General features: G+C 73.9%; 19 protein-coding genes and 1 pseudogene. 6 read left to right on the top strand and 14 right to left on the bottom strand.

What is annotated here, in order from left to right:
- Window positions 1-5: 5 nt before the first annotated feature.
- Window positions 6-827: an SDR family NAD(P)-dependent oxidoreductase gene (locus ACQEU6_RS07720; RefSeq protein ID WP_499330088.1), complete on the bottom strand. Its 822-nt coding sequence runs from the start codon at window positions 825-827 to the stop codon at window positions 6-8.
- Between the two features lie 114 nt (window positions 828-941).
- Here ACQEU6_RS07720 and ACQEU6_RS07715 point away from each other — a divergent pair, with 114 nt between their 5' ends.
- Complete coding sequence (locus tag ACQEU6_RS07715; RefSeq protein ID WP_499330086.1) at window positions 942-1,535, top strand: TetR/AcrR family transcriptional regulator; 594 nt, start codon at window positions 942-944, stop codon at window positions 1,533-1,535.
- Window positions 1,536-1,662: 127 nt separating this feature from the next.
- Here the strand turns inward: ACQEU6_RS07715 and ACQEU6_RS07710 are convergent, their stop codons facing one another.
- Entirely contained in the window at window positions 1,663-1,998 is a 336-nt protein-coding gene (locus ACQEU6_RS07710; protein ID WP_499330084.1) for a hypothetical protein, read from the bottom strand.
- Between the two features lie 165 nt (window positions 1,999-2,163).
- Between ACQEU6_RS07710 and ACQEU6_RS07705 the strand changes: the two genes are divergently transcribed.
- Both ACQEU6_RS07705 and ACQEU6_RS07700 read left to right on the top strand, forming a co-directional pair.
- The gene (locus ACQEU6_RS07705; protein ID WP_499330082.1) at window positions 2,164-3,360 is read left to right on the top strand and encodes an AI-2E family transporter; all 1,197 of its coding nucleotides are present in this window, start codon (window positions 2,164-2,166) and stop codon (window positions 3,358-3,360) included.
- Between the two features lie 131 nt (window positions 3,361-3,491).
- The gene (locus tag ACQEU6_RS07700) at window positions 3,492-5,330 is read left to right on the top strand and encodes a glycoside hydrolase family 3 protein (RefSeq protein WP_499330080.1); all 1,839 of its coding nucleotides are present in this window, start codon (window positions 3,492-3,494) and stop codon (window positions 5,328-5,330) included.
- A 98-nt stretch (window positions 5,331-5,428) separates the two neighbouring features.
- Here the strand turns inward: ACQEU6_RS07700 and ACQEU6_RS07695 are convergent, their stop codons facing one another.
- Window positions 5,429-6,469, bottom strand: a complete 1,041-nt coding sequence (locus ACQEU6_RS07695) for an alpha/beta hydrolase (RefSeq protein ID WP_499330079.1) — start codon at window positions 6,467-6,469, stop codon at window positions 5,429-5,431.
- Window positions 6,470-6,599: 130 nt separating this feature from the next.
- Window positions 6,600-7,364, bottom strand: coding sequence for an alpha/beta fold hydrolase (locus ACQEU6_RS07690; RefSeq protein ID WP_499330077.1), 765 nt, complete (start codon window positions 7,362-7,364; stop codon window positions 6,600-6,602).
- 81 nt (window positions 7,365-7,445) lie between these two features.
- Between ACQEU6_RS07690 and ACQEU6_RS07685 the strand changes: the two genes are divergently transcribed.
- A complete protein-coding gene (locus ACQEU6_RS07685; RefSeq protein WP_499330076.1) occupies window positions 7,446-8,408 on the top strand; it encodes a helix-turn-helix transcriptional regulator in 963 nt (320 codons plus the stop codon).
- A 21-nt stretch (window positions 8,409-8,429) separates the two neighbouring features.
- Here ACQEU6_RS07685 and ACQEU6_RS07680 read toward each other — a convergent pair whose 3' ends face one another.
- From ACQEU6_RS07680 to ACQEU6_RS07640, 9 genes and pseudogenes are all read right to left on the bottom strand, one after another.
- Window positions 8,430-8,996, bottom strand: a complete 567-nt coding sequence (locus ACQEU6_RS07680; RefSeq protein ID WP_499330073.1) for a GNAT family N-acetyltransferase — start codon at window positions 8,994-8,996, stop codon at window positions 8,430-8,432.
- Window positions 8,997-9,074: 78 nt separating this feature from the next.
- On the bottom strand, window positions 9,075-10,085 hold the full coding sequence (locus ACQEU6_RS07675; protein ID WP_499330071.1) for a YihY/virulence factor BrkB family protein: 1,011 nt from the start codon (window positions 10,083-10,085) through the stop codon (window positions 9,075-9,077).
- Between the two features lie 21 nt (window positions 10,086-10,106).
- Window positions 10,107-10,520, bottom strand: coding sequence for a DUF3618 domain-containing protein (locus ACQEU6_RS07670; protein WP_499330069.1), 414 nt, complete (start codon window positions 10,518-10,520; stop codon window positions 10,107-10,109).
- Complete coding sequence (locus ACQEU6_RS07665) at window positions 10,517-11,005, bottom strand: phage holin family protein (RefSeq protein ID WP_499330068.1); 489 nt, start codon at window positions 11,003-11,005, stop codon at window positions 10,517-10,519. The genes ACQEU6_RS07670 and ACQEU6_RS07665 overlap by 4 nt, the downstream gene beginning before the upstream one ends.
- A gap of 132 nt (window positions 11,006-11,137) precedes the next feature.
- Entirely contained in the window at window positions 11,138-12,262 is a 1,125-nt protein-coding gene (locus ACQEU6_RS07660; RefSeq protein WP_499330067.1) for an AAA family ATPase, read from the bottom strand.
- Window positions 12,249-13,034: an RNA ligase family protein gene (locus ACQEU6_RS07655; RefSeq protein WP_499330066.1), complete on the bottom strand. Its 786-nt coding sequence runs from the start codon at window positions 13,032-13,034 to the stop codon at window positions 12,249-12,251. Before ACQEU6_RS07655 ends, ACQEU6_RS07660 begins: the two co-directional genes overlap by 14 nt.
- Before the next feature lie 51 nt (window positions 13,035-13,085).
- A pseudogene (locus tag ACQEU6_RS07650) lies at window positions 13,086-14,383 on the bottom strand (MFS transporter).
- Between the two features lie 165 nt (window positions 14,384-14,548).
- Window positions 14,549-15,439, bottom strand: a complete 891-nt coding sequence (locus tag ACQEU6_RS07645; RefSeq protein WP_499330063.1) for a Vgb family protein — start codon at window positions 15,437-15,439, stop codon at window positions 14,549-14,551.
- A gap of 91 nt (window positions 15,440-15,530) precedes the next feature.
- Window positions 15,531-16,373, bottom strand: a complete 843-nt coding sequence (locus ACQEU6_RS07640) for an alpha/beta fold hydrolase (protein WP_499330062.1) — start codon at window positions 16,371-16,373, stop codon at window positions 15,531-15,533.
- Between the two features lie 108 nt (window positions 16,374-16,481).
- Here ACQEU6_RS07640 and ACQEU6_RS07635 point away from each other — a divergent pair, with 108 nt between their 5' ends.
- Window positions 16,482-16,934 carry a MarR family transcriptional regulator gene (locus ACQEU6_RS07635; RefSeq protein WP_499330060.1) on the top strand — a complete coding sequence of 151 codons (453 nt, stop codon included), beginning with the start codon at window positions 16,482-16,484 and terminating at the stop codon, window positions 16,932-16,934.
- 141 nt (window positions 16,935-17,075) lie between these two features.
- Here the strand turns inward: ACQEU6_RS07635 and ACQEU6_RS07630 are convergent, their stop codons facing one another.
- Window positions 17,076-17,486 (bottom strand): YciI family protein, encoded by a 411-nt coding sequence (locus tag ACQEU6_RS07630; RefSeq protein WP_499340113.1) that lies wholly within the window; start codon window positions 17,484-17,486, stop codon window positions 17,076-17,078.
- A 180-nt stretch (window positions 17,487-17,666) separates the two neighbouring features.
- Between ACQEU6_RS07630 and ACQEU6_RS07625 the strand changes: the two genes are divergently transcribed.
- Window positions 17,667-19,250, top strand: coding sequence for an MFS transporter (locus ACQEU6_RS07625; RefSeq protein ID WP_499330058.1), 1,584 nt, complete (start codon window positions 17,667-17,669; stop codon window positions 19,248-19,250).
- Window positions 19,251-19,256 lie beyond the last annotated feature (6 nt).

The raw sequence follows: 19,256 nt of genomic DNA, 5'->3' as shown, positions 1-19,256 counted from the left end.
CCGGGTCAGCCCGGGGCCTTGCGGCTGAGGTGCTCCCAGGCCCGGTACTCCTCGGCGCGGGCCCGGTCCATCTGCTGGACCATGTCGTAGGAGGCGGAGCCGACGACCAGCCGCAGCGGCGGATCGTCCAGACCGGCGAGCTCCATGACCACCGGAGCGGCGGTGCGCGGATCGGGGCCGGCGTCCTCGCCCCACATCTCGGCCAGCCGGACGCGCAGCGGCCCGTACTCCGGGAGCGGCCTGGTCGCGGTGGTGCCGCGCGTGAACAGGTCCGTTCCGTACCCGCCGGGCTGCACGATCGTCACTTTGATCCCGAAAGGCGCCACCTCCATCGCCAGCGCCTGGCTCAACGAGTCCAGCGCGCTCTTGCTCGCCGCGTAGAACCCGGCCGACGCGACACCGCCGCCGGTCCCCATCGTGGTGACCTGCAGGATGTGGCCGGAGCCCTGCCTGCGCAGGTGCGGCACCGCCGCCTGGGCCACCCAGACCGCGCCGAAGAAGTTGACGTCGAACTGGGCGCGGACCTGGTCCTCGGTCGCCTCCTCCACCATGCCGAGCAGCATGGCGCCGGCGTTGTTGACCACGACGTCCAGCCGCCCGAACTCCGCCGCGGCCCGGTCGACCACCGTCCGCACCGCGGCGCGGTCGCGGACGTCCAGCGTGAGGCGCGCGAGGCGGTCCGGGTGGCCGGCGGCCAGGCCGTCGAGCGGGGCGAGATCGCGCGCGGCGGCCACGACGCGGTCCCCGGCGGCGAGCGCCGCCTCGGCGAACGCCCTGCCCAGGCCCCTGGACGCGCCGGTGATGAACCATACGCGTGCGGTCGTCATACACACCCCCAAATATGAGACGAGACGGTTCGTCTCGTTGAGAAGGAGTATGCGGGTGCGCCGACGTTGAGTCAAGACGAACCGTCTCGTCTCGTTAGGGGTATACTCCGTGCCGTGTCCAGCACCGGAACTCCGAACCCCGCGCGGCGCAGCGAGCGATCCCGGCAGGCCGTCCTCGCGGCCGCGCGCGAACTGGTCTCCGAACTCGGGTACGCCAAGGTCACGATCGAGGCCGTCGCCGCGCGGGCGGGCGTCGGCAAGCAGACGATCTACCGCTGGTGGCCGTCCAAGGGGGCGGTGATCTTCGATGCGTTCCTGGCGCTCAGCGAGGGGGAGGAGGGCGTCCGCCTGCCCGACACCGGCGACGTCGAGGCCGACCTCAGGACCGTCATGCGGGCGACGGTCGCCGAGTTCGCCGACCCGGCGTTCGAGGCGCCCCTCCGGGCGCTCAACACGCAGATCATCGACGACCCCGACCTGGCCGCCCTGTACCGCGAGAAGCTGGCCGACCCCCTCGACCAGGCCAAGAAGGAACGGCTGCGCACCGCCCAGCAGGCGGGCCAGCTGCGCGAGGACGCCGACCTCGACCTGGTGCTGGAGGTGCTGTACGCCCCGCTCTACCAGCGCTGGCTGCACCGCTCAGGGCCGCTCACCCCCGAGTACGCCGACGCGCTCGTCGACGTCGCACTCCGCGCCTTCGCCCCCTGAGAGCGAACACTTAGGGGGCCGGGCATCCCCCGATCGAGCGGAGAAGAGTTCGGCGGCGCGGGAGATCCCGCGCCGCCGACAGGTCGGAGCCCCGCTCGGGGGCAGGTGAGTGGTGGCGGCCTCCCGGCTACGTCATGATGGCGACGTGGCGGAGGGGGCGGCCGTCACGCAGGATCAGCAGCGAGCTGTTTCGCCCCAGATCCCTCGCGACCTCCCGCCACTTGTCCACGAAGCGGCGCGCGATGCTGTAGGGGACGGCGGTGCCGATGATGAGCGTGCACGGCATCTTGTGGCCCCTGCCGCCGTGCGGGAACAGGGACGGCACGTCGTAGCCGTCTTCGGTCACCACCAGGTCGTGCTCGCGGGCCAGCTCGGCCAGTTGGTGCGGTGCCCAGCTGCCGGTCGCGGTCAGGACGACGTCCACAGGAGTCGTCGGGTCAATTTCTTTGGATTGTGCGTTCATGGTGTCTACCGTCGGCGTTTCCCCCTGACCGGCAACCGACCCGACCGCCAAAGCCCGGCGGCGCCACCGGACCGTACGCGGCGGGGGCTGAAATCCCGGCAAAGCTTGGCCCTGGGCGGTGCGGGACGCCCGGAATGCCCACCGGGACGCCGTTAACGTGCTGGAATGCCGCAGACGCCCGGCGAGCCGCCCGGCGACGCGCCCGCCGATGAACCGGACGGCGTCCCGCCGGGCGCCCCCGGGCAGGACGCCGGACGGTCGCGGCAGATGCCGCCGTGGCTGCCCAAGGCGTTCGCGCTCGCCGGGGGGAGCGTGCTGGCGTTCCTGGCGGGCCTGTGGCTGCTGGAGCGGCTGCGGGAACTGCTGCTGCTCCTGCTGATCTCGCTGTTCCTGGCCTTCGCGATCGAACCGGCCGTGAACTGGCTCGCCGCGCGCGGATGGCGCCGCGGCCTGGCGACCGCGGCGATGTTCGTGGTCGTGGCGCTGCTGCTGGCCGGGTTCCTCGGCGGCATCGGGTCGCTGCTCGCCGCCCAGGCCACCAACCTGGTCAGCGGATTCCCCGGCTACGTCCGCCGGTTCGTCGAATGGGTGAACTCCACGTTCGGGACGCACCTGTCGGAGCGGACCGTCTTCCAGCGGCTCCCCACCATCACCGGCGCGCTGTCACGGCACGTGTCGGACCTCGCCGCGAACGTGTGGGGGTTCGGCACCACCGCCTTGGGCGTCGTCTTCAACACTCTCGGCGTCCTGCTGTTCACCTTCTACCTGTCCGCCGAGGGCCCCCGGTTCCGCCGGACGGTGTGCTCCCTCCTCCCGCCGCACCGCCAGCGCGAGGTCCTGCGCGCCTGGGAGATCGCCGTCGACAAGACCGGCGGCTACATCTACTCCCGGGGACTGCTCGCCCTCATCTCCGGCATCGCCCACTACGCCGCCATGGCCGGGCTCGGCGTCCCGTACGCGGCGGCCCTGGCGCTGTGGGTCGGAGTGGTCTCGCAGTTCATCCCCGCCGTCGGCACCTACCTGGCCGGCGCCGTGCCGGTGGTCATCGCGCTCACCAAGTCGCCGAGCACGGCCCTGTGGATCCTGCTGTTCATCATCGCCTACCAGCAACTGGAGAACTATCTGCTGCAGCCGCGCATCACCGCCCGGACCCTGGACATGCACCCCGCGGTCGCGTTCGGGCTCGTCCTGGCCGGCGCCGCCGTCGCCGGGCCCGTCGGGATCCTGCTGGCGATCCCGCTCGGCGCCAGCCTCCAGGCGTTCGTCTCCGCCTACGTGCGCCGCTACGAGGTGGAGGAGCACCCTTTGACCGAGCAGGACACGCCCCCGAGCCGCTGGTGGCGGTGGCTGCACCGCGGGTGACGCTTTACCGGAACGGGGACGGTTCGAGGACGGATCGTCGAGCATTGCCGTGGACGGGGGCCGCGCCCCGCGGCTACCGTGCCGGGAGGAACTTTGATCATCAACCAGCTCGGGGGCGGGAGGGAGCCGTCATGTACCGTCCCCGCACGCGCCGCCGCAGGTGGCTCGCCGGCCTCGCGGCCGGAGCGCTCGCGGTGACCGGCCTCGGCGCCGTGGACGCGTCCACCGCGCAGGCCGCGCCGCACGCCGGCAAGGACCCGCGGCTGACGCGGATCCTGCGGTCGATGTCGCTGCAGGACAAGGCCGCGCAGCTGTTCGTCCTGCAGGTCTACGGCAAGAGCGCCACCACCGCGGAACCGGCCGACGTCGCCGCCAACCGCAGGCTGTACGGGGTCGACAACGCCGCGCAGGTCGTCGCCCGCTACCACCCCGGCGGCTTCATCTACTACGGCGACAACGTCACCGACCCGCGGCAGCTCGCCGCGTTCTCCAACGGCATCCAGCGCGCCGCCGCCGCGCAGCCGCTGCGCGTCCCCGCCACGATCGCCATCGACCAGGAGGGCGGCATCGTCGCCCGCGTCCAGCCGCCCGCCACGCAGTCGCCCGGCAGCATGGCCCTGGCCGCCGGGCGCCGCCCCGCCGACGCCCGCGAGCTCGCCCGCATCACGGGGAGCGAGCTGCGCGCCGTCGGCGTCAACCAGGACTACGCGCCCGACGCCGACGTCAACGTCAACCCGGCCAACCCCGTCATCGGCGTCCGGTCCTTCGGCTCCGACCCCGCCCTGGTGTCGGACATGGTGACCGCGCAGATCGGCGGCTACCGGGCCGGGGGAGTGACCCCGACCGTCAAGCACTTCCCCGGGCACGGCGACACCACCACCGACAGCCACACCGGCGTCCCGCGGATCGGCCACACCCGCGCCGAGTGGGAGCGGCTCGACCTGCCCCCGTTCCGCGCCGCGATCAAGCAGCGCGTCGACTCCATCATGACCGCGCACATCGTCGTGCCGTCGCTGGACCCCTCCGGCGACCCCGCCACCCTGTCGCGGCCCATCCTCACCGGCATCCTGCGCGACCGCCTCCACTACCGCGGCGTCGTCGTCACCGACGCCCTGGACATGCAGGGCGTCCGCGACAAGTACGGCGACGAGAACATCCCCGTCCTGGCCCTCAAGGCCGGCGTGGACGTCCTGCTGAAGCCGCCCGCCGACGCCCAGGGCGACGGCGTGTTCCCCCGCCAGCTCGCCGCCGTCGTCAACGCCGTCAAGTCCGGCGAGCTGACCGAGCAGCGCATCGACGAGTCGGTCTACCGGATCCTGGAGCTGAAGCAGCGCCGCGGCCTGTTCCGCGACCCCTACGCCGACGAGTCGAGGATCGGCCGGGTCGTCGGGACCCCCGGCCACCTGGCCGCCGCGCAGCGCGCCGCCGACCGCACCACCACCCTGGTCAGGAACGGCGCCGGCGTCCTGCCGCTGCGCCCGGGCGCCCGCAGGGTCCTGGTCACCGGGTGGGGCGTGTCCACCACCGCGTCCCTCGGCACGGAGATCGCCCGCCGCGGCGCCACCGCCACCATCCGGCAGACCGGCATCAGCCCCGCCCAGGCCCAGATCGACGAGGCCGTGGCCGCCGCCCGGGAGCAGGACCTGGTCGTCGCCGTCACCAACCGCGCCTGGGACGTCAAGCAGGAACCCGGCCACAACGGGCCCGGGCAGATGAACCTCGTGAAGGCGCTGGTCGCCACCGGCAGGCCGGTCGTCGTCGTCGCCGTCCGGGACCCCTACGACATCGCCTGGTTCCCCGAGACGACCACCTACCTGGCGACCTACTCCTACACGAGCGAGGCGCTGCGGTCGGCCGCCAAGGTCCTGTTCGGCGAGCTGGACCCGCGCGGGCGGCTGCCCGTCGCCATCCCCGCCCGCGACGAGCCGGGCACCGTCCTCTACCCGTTCGGGCACGGCCTGGGGTACTGACCCGCCGGGCCGCACGCGCGGCGGCCCGGTTCCGGGACGGCAGCCGCAGCCGCACCGGAACCGGGCCGGATCCGTGCCGAGGGACGCGGGGGCGCGCGTCAGACCCTGCGGGCGCCGACCGACTTCATCAGCGTCGGCCACACCGCGCCCGCCTCACGCACCCACGCCGGCCAGTTGTGCCGGCCGTCGCCGTAGATGTGGGCGGTGTAGGGGATGTTCAGCTGGTCGAGACGCTTCTGGAAGTCCTTGTTGTTCGCGCCGACCGCGATCTCGCTGAGCAGGCCGATGTCCCACGGCGCCACGTCCGGGTCGCCGGGGCCGGGCCGCCCGGACGTGCCGGCGGAGAAGAACAGGCCGGTGCCGCGCAGCTTGGGCGCCAGCGAGTACGGGTCGTGCGCCGCCCAGTTGGCGTCGTCGGACCACGGGACGCCCCAGATCGCGAACGGGTCCTGCCCGTTGCCCGCGTTGGTGAACATCAGCAGCGCCGGCATCCCGATCGAGCGCATCGACACGATCCCGCTCAGCGACGCCGCGTACTTGAACATCCCCGGGTGACGCGCCGCGTACGACATCGCGCCGGCGCCGCCGGAGGAGTTGCCGATCACCGCGCGCAGCGCGCCCGCGTGGTAGTTGCGCTCCATCAGCTGGCGCACCTCGGCGGTGTGGAAGGTCTCCCACTTGGGGGTCCCGCCCTTGCCGTAGTTGTACCAGTCGGTGTAGGAGCCGTCCGCGCCCTCCGGCATGACGACGATGACGTTGTACTTGGCCGCCCACGCCTCGATGTCGGTGTTGCGCGTCCAGGACGTGTAGTTGTCCTGGCCGCCGTGGAAAGCGTACAGCACCGGCCACGTCGCCGTCGCGTTCCGCGTCCAGTTCTTCGGCAGCAGGATGCGGGTCTTGACCGCCTTGCCCAGGGCGGGCGAGTCGATCGCGATGTCGACCTCGTTGGAGGCGATCTTCTTCTCCGCGGTGATGCGCGCCCCGTCGTCCGCCCTGACCGGCCCGGCGAGCGCCTGCGCGGGCCCGGTGCCGACCGCGCCGAGGCCGGCCGCCAGGACGGCGGTGATCGCCCCGGAGGCCAGCGAGCGCCGCCAGGTCACCCGGTGCGGCCGGCGGCGGACGGTCGGTGTCGTGTGCAAGGCTCACCTCGCGGCTCAGGCCCGACCCCCGCGGCCGTGCGACTTCCGCAGAGTGTCCTCGTCCCCACTGAAATGATCTACGTGGGCCGGTGACAAGATTTCACCGCGCGGCTGTGGGGAAGTGAGTGATTCACGCCCCGCCGGCGGCGGTTCCGGCCAGCAGCGCGGCCAGATCGCGGGGGCGGGAGAGCATCGGCCAGTGCCCGGTGGGCAGTTCGTGGTAGGTCCAGCCGGGCCCGGTCATCATCGAGAACACCGGGTGCCCGCCTTCGCCCATCCGCCTGACCGCGGCCAGCGGGATCGTGGAGGCGATGAGCGTCCGGGGCGTGGCGGGCACCGGGTCGGGGCGGGTGAGCGCCTGCGTCACGGTGCCGAACGGCTGGGGCGTCCCGCGCTCGCGCATCGCGGCCAGGTGCTCTTCGTTCAGGCCGGCGAGGTTGGCCGGGTCCTGATCCGGGTCGAACGCCGGCACCGGGATCGTCCAGCCGTCGCCGTGCTCGGCGACGGCATTCTCCAGTTCCTCGCGCGAGGCGGGGTCGTGGAAGTCGATGCCGGCCAGGCCGGACGGCATCGGGCCGGTGTCGACATAGACGATCCGGGCGACGCGCTCGGGGATCCGGTCGGCGGCGCCGGTGACCGCCATGTTCGCGCCGCTGTGCGCGACGAGCACGACTCCGGTCAGGTCGTCGTCCTCGATGAGCCGCACCAGGTCGTCGACCTGCGCGCCGACGTCGGTCCCGGGCGCGGCTTCGACGGCCCGCTCGGCCTGCCCGGCCGGCGTCACCGCGCGCACCTCGTGGCCCGCGGCCCGAAGGTCGGCCGCCACCTCGTCCCACGCCCAGGCGCCGAGCCAGTGCCCCGGGACCAGTACGAACGTCGCCTTGCCAGCTGCCATGTTCAGCCGTCCTCTCGGTGGATGTGATCCCACGCTAGGGTCGATACCGGACAGGAACCGCCCGGATTAAGCGAGTGACCCGTGCCACACCCCGCGCCGTCCCATCCGACGACCCGCGTCCTGGCCATGCTGGAGCTGCTGCAGGCCAACCCCCGCATGGGCGGGGCGGAGCTGGCGCGGCGTCTCGGCGTGGACGAGCGGACCGTCCGCCGCTACGCCGCCCGCCTGGACGATCTCGGCGTCCCCGTCGTCGCCGAACGCGGCCGCTACGGCGGCTACCGGCTCATGCCCGGCTACAAGCTGCCGCCGCTCATGCTCACCGACGACGAGGCCACCGCCGTGGTGCTGGGGCTGCTGGCCGGACGGCGGCTGGGGCTGCCCGGGCAGGCCACCGAGAGCGCGCTGGCCAAGGTGCAGCGCGTCCTGCCCGCGGCCCTGCGCGAACGCGTCCAGGCGCTGCGGGACACGCTCGGGTTCACTCTCGCCGCCCGGGACTCCGCCGCGCCCGACACCGGCGCCGTCCTGACTCTCGCGGCGGCGGCCAGGGAGAAACGCCGCGTCCGGATGCGCTACCGGTCCTGGCAGGGCGCCGAGACCGAGCGGGACCTGGACCCCTACGGCCTGGTCTTCCACTCCGGACGCTGGTACGTCACGGGCCACGACCACCGCAGCGGGGAGATCCGCACGTTCCGCGTCGACCGCGTCGCCGCCGCCGAGCCCGGCACCGCCCGCTTCGAGATCCCCGACGACGTCGACCCCGTCCAGCACGTCACCCGGTCGCTGGCGCGCGTGCCCTACGCCCACGAGGTCGAGGTGCTGCTGGAGACGGATCTCGCCGAGGCGCGGCGCCGGATCCCCGCCACGACGGCGACGCTGGCCGAGGCCGCCGGGGGAGTGGTGATGACCACGCGCGCGGAACGCCTGGACGGCATGGCGCGGATGCTGGCCGGCCTGGGCTTCCGGTTCGTCATCCGGCGGCCCGACGAGCTGCGCGGCCACGTCCGCGACCTGGCGCGGGCCCTGCGCGAGCAGGCGGAACGGTGACCGCGCCCCGTGCGAGGCCGGTCAGGGCTGGGCGCGGGCGTCCCACTCGCGGCGGAGCATCGCGTAGACGACCTCGTCGCTCCACTCGCCCTTGACGATCTCGTTCTGCACCAGGTGCGCCTCGCGGCGCATCCCGAGGCGCTCCAGGACGCGGGCGGACGCGGCGTTGCGGCCGTCCAGCCGCCCGCAGACGCGGTGCAGGTCGAGCCCCTCGAAGCCCAGCCGCAGCACCACCTCGGCGGCCTCGGTGGCGAACCCCTTGCCGTGGTAGGCGGGGTTGAAGATGTAGCCGATCTCGCCCTGGCGGTGCTCCCGGCTGCGCCACTGCAGGTTGACCTCGCCGATCAGCTCGCCGGTCTCGCGCCACTCCACCGCCAGGACCAGCCAGTCGCCCTCCTTCTCCACGCTGGAGGCGATCATCTTCTGCTTCAGGAACGACCGCGACTCCTCCATGGAGCGGGGCTCCCAGTACAGGAAGCGCGCCACCTCGGGCAGGGACTGGTAGGAGTACAGGCCCTCCAGGTCGGTTTCGCGGAACGGCCGCAGGATCAGCCGCTCGGTCTCGATCGGATAGGCGGGACGGAGCATGCGATGATCCTATTCAGGGGATTCGGTCTTGTGCGACCCGTAATTCCCCGGTAACAAACGCCGCCCCGCCGAACCGGGCTAGATCCGGTGCGCCCCGTGCTCGTCGTCGGCTCCGTTGCCGGCTCCGTCCTCGACGTCCTCGACGCCGGTCTCGCGCCGCTCCTCGTCGTCGAAGGCGCGGGTGTCGCGGAACTCCACGTACGGCTCCTCCTTGGCGGGCTGCCCGGCGGCGATCGCGCGGCCGCGTTCGAGTTCGGCGTCCAGTTCGGCGCCCAGCAGGATCGCCAGGTTCGTGATCCACAGCCAGACCAGGAAGATGATGATCCCCGCGAGGCTGCCGTAGGTCTTGTTGTAGGAGGCGAAGTTCGCCACGTACAGTGCGAACACCCCGGACGCCGCCAGCCACAGCAGGATCGCGAGCCCGCTCCCCGGCGTGACCCAGCGGAATCCGCGCTTGGCGTTCGGGGAGGCCCAGTACAGCAGCGAGAACAGGAAGCCGACGACCACCACGAGGATCGGCCACTTGGCGATGCCCCAGAGGGTGACGGCCTCGGAGCCGAACCCGAGCGTGTCGCCGACCTTGCGCGCCAGCGGCCCGGACACCACCACGGCGATCACCGACGCCGACAGCAGCACCAGCGTCAGCAGCGTGACCCCGATGCGCAGCGGCACCTTCTTCCAGAACGGGCGGCCCTCGGGGACGTCGTAGACGGCGTTGGAGGCGCGCATGAACGCCCCGACGTAGCCCGACGCCGACCAGACGGCGGCCGCCAGGCTCAGCACGGCGACGACGCCCGCGCCCCCGGCGCCGCCTTCGAGCTGCCTGATGGAACTGACGAGCAGGTCCCGGACCGCGCCCGGGGCCAGGCTCCCGACGTTCTTGACCAGGTTGTCGGTCGCCGACTGGCCGGCCAGGCCCACCAGCGAGACCACCACCAGGATCGCCGGGAAGATCGACAGAATGGAGTAGTAGGTGAGGGCGGCCGCCCAGTCCGAGAGGTTGTCCTTCTGGAACTCGCCGAAGGTGCGTTTGAGCGTCCGCCACCACGACCGCACGGGCAGGGCGGTGGGGGGTCCGGGCTTGCGCATGCTCGTCCTCTTCCGGGCCGCTCAGCGCCGCCCGGTGCGGCGTACCGTGACGGCGCGCCTCTGCCCGACGCGCATCCGCACCTGCACCGGCGGCCTGCCGCCGCGTCCCAGCCGCATCCGCGACGTGGGCGGCGACGTGCGGCGGCGGCGCAGCCACACCGCGCCCAGCGCGATCGCCCCGGCCGACGCGATGACGGCGCCGCCCCGGAACGCCTTCGCCTTGCCCTCCCGCGAACTCGCGGCCCCCCACGCGGACGTCGCGGTGTCGCGGGCCCTGCCGCGCGCCTGCTCGACCTTCTCCCGCGCCATGGCCTTCACGTCGGCCTTGGCCGCGAGCTGCTCCACCGTCTCCCCGAGCTCGTGCCGGGCCCGGTCGACCTCCTGACGCAGCTCCTCGGTGCCCGCCTCGGCGCCGTGCCTGCCCTGCATCGTCATCGGTGCGTCGCCCTCTCCTTCAGTTCGGCCACGGCCAGCTTGGCCTCGTCCATGGCCCGCTCGGGCTTGGGCGGTGTGGCCCGCCTGGTCTGCGCCCGGCCCATCAGCGCCAGCACGCCCGCCACCACCAGCAGGAACACGCCGATGATCAGCGCTGCCGCCCACACCGGCAGGGCCAGCGCGATCGCGGCCACCGCGGCCGCCAGCAGCACCGCCACCCCGTAGAGCGCGACCAGACCGGCCCCGCCGAACAGGCCGGCGCCGGTGCCGGCGTGGCGGCCCTTGTCCTTCAGCTCGGCGACGGCCAGGCGCATCTCGGCGCGCATCAGGTCCGACACCTGCTGCGTGGCCTGCCTGACCAGTTCGCCCGTTCCCGCCTCGTGGCGTTCGGCGCGGAACTCCGGCGCGCTCCCGAAATCCCCCCGGTGCGCGCCCGTCGTCCCGGCCTGGCCGTCGCCGTCATGCCGCTGCCGCACGATGCTCATGCCTCCAGGCCCCCTCCATGTCTCGAAACCTGGAAAAGGGCGTTCCCCGTGCGCATGGGCTAAACGTGGCGGCGCCCCGACACGCGGTGACCAGGCGGGGTCCGGCCGCGCCGGGCGTGCCCGCCGACGGGCTCAGGCCGTGCTGAGCCAGTCGACCCTGTGCGCCTCGGTCGGGTCCGGGGTCTCCCACCGCTGCACGAGCCGGTCGATCACCGCGTCCGGGACGGGCGAGCGGCGCGCCCGGTTGCGGTCCCGCAGCACCCGCGGCGGCGCCTCCAGCGCGACGACCTCGACCCGCCCCCGGTAACCGGCGACGAGACCGGTGCACAGCTCCCGCTGCTGCCGGGACACGTTGGTGGCGTTCCACACGAACGACCGTCCGCTGCGCAGGTGCTCGCGGGCCAGCTCGTAGGCGGCGGCCGCCACGGCGCGCTGGTCGCCGGCCGGGTCGACGCCCATCTCGGCGCGGAGCCGGTCGAGGCTGACGACGGGAACGTCCGGGCGGTGCGCGGCGATCCAGTGGTCCTTGCCGACGCCCGGCAGCCCCGACAGGACCGTCACGGTGCAGCGCGTGTCGTCGTAGGCGGCGTAGCCGGGGTCGCGGTCGGGCTTGCGGAAGTACCAGAACCGCGCGTGGTCGGAGGGGAAGGCGCGCGGCCCGTCCAGGCAGTCCTGCTCGGCGCAGTACTCCCCGTACAGGGCGACGTTCTCCAGCAGCTCCTCGGTGTCGGGGCAGATCCGGCCGAGGATGTCGGCGGACGCCAGCAGCACCAGGTCGTCGTTGCGGGCCAGCAGGCTGACGCGGAACGCGATCTGCCGCAGGTCGGGCCGCTCCAGGGCCCAGAACGGCACCTGGTGGTGGCGGATCAGCGCCGCCACGTGCTCGCGCCAGGCGACCGGCGCGCCGAGTTCCCACAGGATGCGCCGCGCCATCAGGTCGCCGCGGCGGGAGTGCCCCCGCGCGGTGATGCGGCCGTCGTCGTCCAGGGCGGTGCAGTGCGGCTTGGCGATGTCGTGCATCAGCACGGCGGTGAACAGGCGGACCCGCTCGCTCTGCGGGCGGGCGCGCCACCGCGGCAGCGCCGCCAGCGCTTCGCACGCCATCCGGGTGTGGGTCTCCACGTCGCCTTCGCCGTGGTAGACGGCGTCCTGCGGGACGTCCGCCATGTCGCGCACCCAGGTGAAGGCGTTCCGGATCCGCTCCCACGGGACGGTCCAGTGCGGCGGCGCCGGGCACAGCTCCTCAAACACCCGCATACAGCACCTCCGGGTCGGCCAGGCCGTTGGCGACGATGGGCCGCTCCTGCCAGTGGGTGCCCGAGTCGAGGATCGCGGTCAGGAAGCTCGGCCGGACCCACTTGTAGCGGTCCACCGTCTTCCCGTCCTCCTCCACCTTGATGTAGAGGCCCTCCATCTCCTCGGAGGCGTCGGTCTCCTCGACGACGCGGCCGGGGTCGGCGCCGCCCGCCTCGGCCGCCGCGCGCAGCGCGTCCCGCCACCGCGGCGTCCGGCAGGTGGAGGGGCCGGCCAGTTTCGTCAGCGCGGCCACGTCCGGCAGCGGGCCCTCGTGCAGGACGGGCACCGACACCACCGGCGTCCCGGCGAGCAACTCGCGGCGCCGCTCGGTCGACAGGAACGTCCCGTCGGTCTGGTCGAGGACGTCGAACTCGCAGAAGTAGTGGGGGAGCGCGTCGTAGAAGACCGTGTGCTTGGCGTACAGCCATTCCCCGTACAGGACGTACCGGTCCCGCAGGCGCTCGCGCAGGACGTGCTGGACCGACGCCGCCCACGCCTTCAGCGGCCCGAACTGGCGCTCGCGCGGCCCGCCGGTCAGGTAGTGGCCGCGGCTCTGCAACCGCAGCTCGCCGTCGGCCGAGAAGCTGATGCCGGAGTTGGCGCCGTCGAGCTTCTCCTCCACCACCAGGTACCGCCCGGCGATCGCCTCGAACGGCACCGCGGCCAGATCGTGGTCGCCCGGTTGGAGCCGGGAGCCCGCGATGTGCCGGGTCCGGGGGTACTTGTGCAGCATGCGACCGTTCTAGGGCCCGGCCGCCGGTCCTGCCAACCGGTTTTCGGCGCGTCAGCGGGCCGGGACGACGCGGGTGAGGGCCAGCGCCACCAGCCACAGCGCCACGCTCGCCCAGGCCAGGACGTGCAGGCCGGAGGCGAACCCCGGGCGGAGCGCCGGACCGGCGACCGCCCCGTAGACGGCGACGCCGAGCGCCGTCCCGACCTGCCGGGCGGTGTTGTTGAACCCGCCGGCCAGCCCGGCGTGCGCCGGGGGGACGGCGCGCATCGCGGCGGCGACCACCGCCGTGACGATCAGGCCGTCCCCGGTTCCGATGGCCAGCAGCGCCGGGAGGAGCGGGACGTAGCCGCCGCCGGGACCGGCGCCGAGCAGCGACAGGGAACCGGCCGCGGCGACGGCGGCGCCCGCGGCGAGCGGCACCCGCGTCCCGAACCGGGCGGTGAGGCGCCCGCTCACCGGGGCCAGCGCCGCCAGCGGCACGGCCATCGGCAGCAGCATCGCCCCGGCGGCCAGCGCGGAGCGGTGCCCGGCCTGCTGCAGCCGCAGCGTCGCCACGAACAGCACCCCGTTGGTGACCAGATTCATGATCAACGCGATGGCGCCGGCGCCGAGGAACGCCGGGGCCCGCAGCAGCCCGCCCGGGACCATCGGCGCGGCCGCGCGCCGCTCGGCCAGGACGAACGCCGTCCCGGCGCCCAAGGTGACGACGGCGGTGGCGGCGGCGACGTCCCGGTGGCCGTGGCCCGCGGCGATGACCGTCCAGACCAGGCCGCCGAGGGTGAGCGGCGCGAGCACCATCCCCGCCCGGTCCGGCGCGGCGCCCCGCCCGGCTCGGCGGGGCTCGCGGACCAGCGCGCGGACGCCGCCGATCGCCGCCGCGGCGATCGGCGCGTTCAGCAGGAAGATCCACCGCCAGCCGGCCGTGTCGACCAGGAGCCCGCCGAGCAGCGGTCCGGCCGGCAGCGCCGTGGAGGAGATCCCGGCCCACACCCCGAGGGCCCGCGCCTGCTCGGCGCGGCCGGGGTAGACCGCGGTGATCAGGGCGAGGCTGCCGGGCAGCAGCAGCGCGGCCCCCGCCCCTGCGCGACGCGGGCCGCGATGAGCGGGCCGGCGCCGGACGCGGCCCCGCAGGCCAGCGACGCCAGCCCGAACAGCGCGAACCCGGCCAGCGTCGCCCGGCGGTGCCCGATCCGGTCGCCGAGGGCGCCGCCGCCCAGCAGCAGTCCCGCGATCGCGACCGCGTAGCCGTCCACGACGCCCTGCAGGCCGGGCAGGCCGGTGCCGAGCGCCCGGCCGATACCGGGGAGTGCGACGTTGACGATCGTCACGTCCAGCAGCACCAGGAACATGCCGGCGCACAGGATCGCGAGCGTCGCCCCGCGCCGGGGCGCGGGGCCGGTCGGGCGTGCGGCGGGAATCTCGGTGGCGTTCGTCGGGGAACCCATGCCGCCCACGGTGGCCCGCGGACGTTTCGGCGCGGCTCGAACCGTCCGGCCCGCGAGGCGGGCGGCGGGTCAGGCGACGGCGACGCGGGCGAGCGCGCCGATCTCCAGCGCCACCCACAGGGCGCCGTCCGGTCCCACCGCGATGCCGTGCGGCTCGCTCCCGGGAGTCGGCAGCGGGTGCTCGTCGATGCGGCCGTCGGTGCTGATGCGGCCGACGTGGGCGGTGGCCCACTCGGTGAACCACAGGTCCCCGCCGGGGCCGGCGACGATGGCGTGCGGACGGGCGCCCCGGTCCGGCAGCGGGAACTCGGTCACCTTCCCGTCGGTGGCGATCCGCCCGATGTGCCCGGCGCCGATGCCGGTGAACCACAGCGCGCCGTCCGGACCGGCGGCGATGCCGACCGGCGCGGAGCCCTCGGTGGGCAGCGGGTGGACGGCGACCTCCCCGTCCGGCGCGATCCGCCCGATCGCGTTGCCCTGGTTGAGGGTGAACCACAGGGCCTCGTCCGGACCCGCCGCGATCATCGAGGGCATCGCGCCCTCTCCCGGCACCGGGAAGGCGCTGACCTGGCCGTCCACGGTGATCCGTCCGACGCCGCCGGCGTGCATGCGGGTGAACCACAGCGCGCCGTCCGGACCGGCCGCGATCCCGCACGGACCCCACCCGCCGGGCAGGGGGAACCGCGTGACCTCACCCGCGGGGGTGATCCGGCCGATCGCGTCGCCGTGGAACGCGGTGAACCACAGCGCGCCGTCCGGGCCCGCCGTGATGATCATCGGTCCGGCGGGGACGGGTCCGTGCACGGTGAGGCCTCCGTCCGGTTCCAGGCGCGCGATCTGGCCCTCGTGGACGAGCGTGCACCACAGCGCCCCGTCCGGCCCTGCGGCGACGCTGTACGGTCCCGCGTCCGGGCCGGACACCCGGAACTCCTTGATGCTGGCGTGCGAACCCTCTGGCATGGATGTCGTCCCCCCTCGTCCCTCCACTGCTGTTTCCGTCCGAGGACGAAGTTAACGCAACCGGAGTTGCGTTACGATCCGGGACGGAACCTCACGAGGCGTTGAGGGTGGCGCGCAGCGCGGCGGCATAGGCGCGCGGGTGGGTGGTGTTGCCGTTGTGCCCGCCGGGGAACTCGTGCAGCTCGGCGCCGAGCAGGCCGGCCAGCGCGAAGGCGCACTTGTTGTCGAAGACCGTGCGCGGTGTGGTGCGCCCGATGGCCGGGACGATCCGGGTCGCGGTGCCGGTGAGCGCGGCGACGTCGAGGGTGTCGTCGATGACGGCGGTGAAGTCGTGCTCGACGAAGAAGTCGAAGTTGCGCGTCCGCTGGGGTGTCATGGGGTGGCGGGTGAGGCCCGGCTCGGCGTCGGGGGCGGCGGGATCGATGCCCAGCACGCCGGCGATCGTCGTGAACGTGGCGGCCAGCCCGTCGCGCCGGTGGACGTGCTGGATGTGCGCCAGTTCCCGCTCGTGGTGCGCGCGCTGGTCGGCGGGCAGCAGCCGCGGGGTGACCGGCTCATGGGCCACGAGCGCGCTGATCTGGCCGGGGTGGTCGACGGCCAGGTGGAGCCCGATCGAGGCGCCCATGCTGCACCCCAGCATGAGCACCGGCTCGTCCGACAGTTCGGCCAGCAGACGGTGGACGTCGTCGGCGTGCGCGGCCAGGCTCACTCCCCGGGCGGGGTCGTCCAGCACGCTGCGGGACAGGCCGCGGCGGTCGTAGGTCACCACGGTGTAGTCGGCGACGAGCCGGTCGACCAGGTCCGCGCTGCGCCCGGCGTCCCCCTCGCCGCTCTGCGAGATCAGCAGCATCGGGCCGGTTCCGCGCACCTCGTAGTAGAGCGTCGCGCCGTCGGTCCAGAGCATGCCCGTGGCCGGGGTCGTGGCGGTGTCCATCGCGGGTCCTCTCGGTCGGGGGCCGTTCTGCCCCTGCGAGACCGACCGTAAAGCATCAAATTTGATACATCAAGACTGATGCATCAAAAATGATGTAACTTGGCCGGCATGGACGGAGTCGAGCTTTTCCTGCTGGGACGGACCCTGATGAAGATCGGCGAGGAGGCGCTGCCCACCGAGGGCATCGGCCGGCACTCCACCAGCGTCCGGACCGTCCTGATCGTCGCCAGCGACGTGCGCGCCCATCCCGGCGGCGCCGTCGGAGAGATCGCCACCCGGACCGGTCTTCCGCAGAGCGCCGTGTCGGCGGCCGTCGCCCGGCTCCGCGACACCGGCGCCGTCGTCGCCGAGCCCGACCCCGGCGACCGCAGGCGGGTCCGCATCCGCCCCGCGCCCCGGCCCTCCGCCCGGGTGGAGGAGGTCAGGTCGAGCACCGTCGACGCCGCCCTCGCGGCGGCCCTGGACACCGACGACCCGCGGCGGGTCGCCGAGATCGTCGGCCTCCTGGAGGAGCTCGCGCGGCACCTGACCCCGCAGGCGATCACCCGCCTGCGCGGCTAGGCCCGACCCCCGACCGCCGCCCGGCCCGGCGCGGCGCGGCGGATCGGCGCGCGTCGGTGAGCAGCATGAGCCCGAGCGGCCCGGCCACCTCGGCTTCGACCAGTGGGCGCAGCAGGTCCCGAGTCCTCTCCGTCCGCGCGGTCACGGCTCCAGGTCGGAGCGCCCTTCGACGATCGGCCGCAGGTCCGTGTACGCCCGCTCCCGCGCCGCCGCCGGGCCGGGGCACCGCGTGAGCCGCGCGGCGATCTCCGAGGCGCGCTCGAAGCCGTCGCACTCGATGACGGTGTACCCGGCGAGCACCTCGGCGGTCTCGGGGTAGGGGCCGTCGGTCACGACCGGCACCCCGTCCTCCGTGTGGAACCGGCGGGTGTGGACGGGCGCGGCCAGGCCCTGGGCGTCCACGAACTCCCCGGACTCCACCAGGTCCTGGTTGAACCTCTCCATGAACGCGTGCATCTCGGCCAGCTCCTCGGCGGACCAGACGGCCTCGTCCTCGGGCACGTTCCCCGCCATCTCGTCATAGGCCCGCTGCGACGCGTACAGCATGAGCATGTACTTCACGGTGGTCTCCCCTCCGGCCTGACGCCTTCGGCGCCTCGCACGGGAGGCGTCGGAGCGGCTCGGCCGCCTTCGACACACCTTCCCCGTTTTTCTCTCAGATCGATGTCGAGAACCGCGCGACCGCTCCGACCACCCCGTGACACGTGACTCGACCCGAAGGGGAGTGCGGATATGGGGAGTGCGGACAGGGAGCACGAGGGGCCGGAGGCCTCGGCGGCCCGTGCCGGGACGCGGGGATGGCTCGCGCTGGCCGTCCTGGCGCTGCCGTCGCTGCTGATGGCCATGGACATGACGGCGCTGCTGCTGGCGCTGCCGCAGCTGAGCGCCGACCTGGGGGCGAGCGGCACCGAGCAGTTGTGGATCAGCGACGCCTACGGGTTCATGGTCGCCGGGTTCGTGATCACCATGGGGACGCTGGGCGACCGCGTCGGCCGCCGGCGCCTGCTGTTCACCGGCGCCGCCGCGTTCGCCGTCCTGTCGGCCGTCGCCGCCTACGCCCCCGGCCCGGGGACCCTGATCGCCGCCCGGGCGCTGCTGGGCGTGGCGGGAGCGACGCTGATGCCCTCGACGCTGGCGCTGATCATCAACATCTTCCGGGACGAGCGCGAGCGCGGGAGGGCCATCGCGATCTGGGCCACCTGCCAGTTCGCGGGCGGGGCGCTCGGCCCGGTGCTGGCCGGGCTCCTGCTCCAGCGCTTCTGGTGGGGATCGGTGTTCCTGGTCGCCGTCCCGGTGATGGCGCTGCTGCTGGCGGCCGGCCCGTTCCTGCTGCCGGAGTTCCGGGACCGGTCGGCCGGACGGCGGATCGACCCGCTCAGCGTCGGGCTCTCCCTGGCCGCCGTGCTGCCGATGGTGTACGGGATGAAGCAGCTGGCGCTCGCCGACGGCCGCGGCTGGGCCGTCCCGGCCGCGGCGCTCGCCGGCGGGGCGGTGGTCGGCGCACTGTTCGTCCGGCGCCAGCTCAAGCTCGACCACCCCCTGCTGGACCTGCGGCTGCTGCGCAGCCGGCCGCTCAGCGCCGTCCTGGTCTCGCTGGTGCTCGCGGGCGTCGCCATGGCGGGGACGGGCCTGATGGTGACCCAGTATCTGCAGGACGTGCTGGGGCACTCGCCGCTGGCCTCGGCCGTGCTGTTCGCCCCGATGGGGCTGGGCGTCGCGGCCGGGACGATGGCGGCGCCCACGCTGGCAAAGCGGGTCCGCCCCGCCACCGCGATCGCCTCCGGGCTGGCGGTGTCGGCGGCGGGCTGCCTCCCGCTGACGGTGTCGGACGGCATCGTGCCCGTCATCTCCGGCATCACCGTCCTGGCCCTCGGCACCGGCCCGCTGTTCGCGCTGGGGACCGGCCTGGTGGTCGGGTCCGTCCCGCCCGAGCGCGCGGGGTCGGCGGCGTCGATGTCGGAGACCAGCAACTACCTGGGCGGGTCGCTGGGCCTGGCGGTCATCGGGGTGATCGGCGCCTCGGTCTACCAGGCCCGGATGGACCACGCCGCCGGGGCCGCGGCCCGCACCCTGGCCGGCGCCGTCGCCGACAGCGGCCACCTTCCGCCCGCGAAGGCCGCGGAACTGCTGGACGGCGCCCGCGCCGCCTTCACCGCGGGCCTGCACGTCACCGGCGCCATCGCTGCCGCGATCTTCGTCGTGCTCGCCCTCCTGGTCGCGGCGTCGGCCCGCCGGGGCGCGGCCTCGGAGCCCGCGCCGTCCGCGGCCGCGGACACGGAGGCCGAGAACGCCGTGGCCGGGCCCGCCGCGGTGTGAGGGGCG

Origin of the sequence: Spirillospora sp. CA-108201 (genome assembly GCF_050936235.1) — a bacterium.
GTDB lineage: Bacteria > Actinomycetota > Actinomycetes > Streptosporangiales > Streptosporangiaceae > Spirillospora.
This window is presented reverse-complemented; position numbering and strand designations above follow the sequence as displayed.